At 63.3% G+C, this 1,727-nt stretch carries 2 protein-coding genes; one reads left to right on the plus strand and one right to left on the minus strand.

Annotated features, from left to right (window positions below; genetic code table 11):
- Positions 1-49 precede the first annotated feature (49 nt).
- A complete protein-coding gene (locus FV223_RS26805) occupies positions 50-427 on the minus strand; it encodes a flagellar biosynthesis repressor FlbT (protein WP_147729760.1) in 378 nt (125 codons plus the stop codon).
- A 210-nt stretch (positions 428-637) separates the two neighbouring features.
- Between FV223_RS26805 and FV223_RS26810 the strand changes: the two genes are divergently transcribed.
- Positions 638-1,727 (plus strand): flagellar protein (locus FV223_RS26810; RefSeq protein ID WP_147729761.1); only part of this gene is annotated, 1,090 nt, incomplete at its 3' end.

A 1,727-nucleotide genomic window follows, 5' to 3' on the forward strand; every position in this document is an offset into this window, starting at 1 on the left:
CTGGCCCCGAGGCGTCGCGCTGCGCGACGCCTCGCTCGGGCGGACGCCCTCAGGCGGCCAGCTCCTCCTCGTAGGCGATGAGCTTCCGCCCGGTCTTGATCGCCAGGTGGTACTGCTTGGCCGCGACCGCGTCGTGGATCGCCACGAGATACGGGGCCGCGCCCGGGATCGTCTTCAAGATCTCGGTCGACTGCATCACGAACAGGTTCTCCGCCTCCGCCGGATCGTCGGCGAGATAGATCACCTGCAGGGTCACGCAGAGCTTCTTGCACGGCGTGTCGGCGTCCGCCTCGCGGATGATCTCGCTCTCGCGCAGGAACTTGCACTGGGTCTCGACGAGGAAGACCGACCGCCGATCGCCGTTCCGGATCAGCGCTCCGTTGATGATCAGCCGCTCCGCGGGCTTCAGCTCAATGCGTAGGGCCATGCCGGCAACTCCATTCTAGAGACGACACGACCATCGACACGATCTGTTAATGTTGTTTGAACTCTCATCGCGTAATTGGGCGCAATACGCCCTGCACACCCGCGATATGCCGGATTCGACCGGTCGATTTAACGCGTCGGTAGGTGGCGACATGTTTCTTCGTGAGGCCGGCAGAAAGCCGGTCTTCTGATCAAATATGGATCTCATCTCATGTCCGGCGTCTCTCTCACCGCTGCTACCCGCCAGAACCTGCTTTCGCTGCAGGATACGGCGTCCTTGTCCTCGACCACCCAGAACCGCCTTTCCACCGGCAAGAAGGTCTCCTCGGCCCTCGACAACCCGGTCAACTTCTTCACTGCGCAGAGCCTGTCGAACCGCTCCTCGGACCTCGGCACCCTGCTCGACAGCATCTCGAATGGCGTGCAGACGATCCAGGCGGCCAACACGGGTCTGACCTCGATCCAGAAGCTGGTGGACTCGGCCAAGTCGACCGCCAACCAGGCGCTCGCCACGCAGATCACCACCAGCGGAACGGCTGGCACTGGCTTCTCGGCCACTACCGGCTCGGTCAACCTTCTCGTCAACGGCACGGCGGTTCCGGTCTCGCTGACCGCCAGCGACACCATCGACACGGCCATCACCAAGCTGAACACCGCGGTCAGCGCTCAGGGCGCAGGCAACGCGTTCACCAAGGATGCCACGGGTACCAAGCTCGTCGTCAACGCTACGGCTGACATCGAGTTTTCGGCGCCTGCCGACCAGACCGCGCTTGGCTTTGCCAGCGGCGCCGCTAATGCGGGTCCTCTGTACACAGCTTCGGCGGCCGGGCAGAGCTCCAACCTGACGGTGACCGGCGTCAAGGAGCGGGCCTCCCTGTCGAAGCAGTACAACAGCCTGCTGACCCAGATCGATCAGCTCGCCAAGGACTCGAGCTTCAACGGCACCAACCTGCTGTCGAGCAGCGCGGCTTCGAACAAGCTGCACATCTCGTTCAACGAGAAGGACACCTCGAACCTCGACGTCCAGGGTGTCGATGCCACTTCCGGCGGTCTCAACCTGACGGCGATCACTGGCAACTCTGGTTCGACGGCGGACGGCAAGGGCAGCTTCCTTCTCGATGCCTCAGTCACCGCTACGCTCAGCAGCCTGACGAGCGCCTCCACAACGCTGCGTTCGCAGGCCTCGACCTTCGGCTCGAACCTGTCGGTGGTGCAGAACCGTCAGGACTTCACCAAGAACCTCCAGAACGTGCTCGACACCGGCGCCTCCAAGCTCACCGATGCCGACCTCAACGAGGAGG

Source organism: Methylobacterium sp. WL116 (assembly GCF_008039455.1).
Lineage (GTDB): Bacteria > Pseudomonadota > Alphaproteobacteria > Rhizobiales > Beijerinckiaceae > Methylobacterium.

Excerpts from the sequence above, each read along its gene's own strand:
- FV223_RS26805 (WP_147729760.1), bottom strand. The coding sequence starts at position 427 with ATGGCCCTACGCATTGAGCTGAAGCCCGCGGAGCGGCTGATCATCAAC.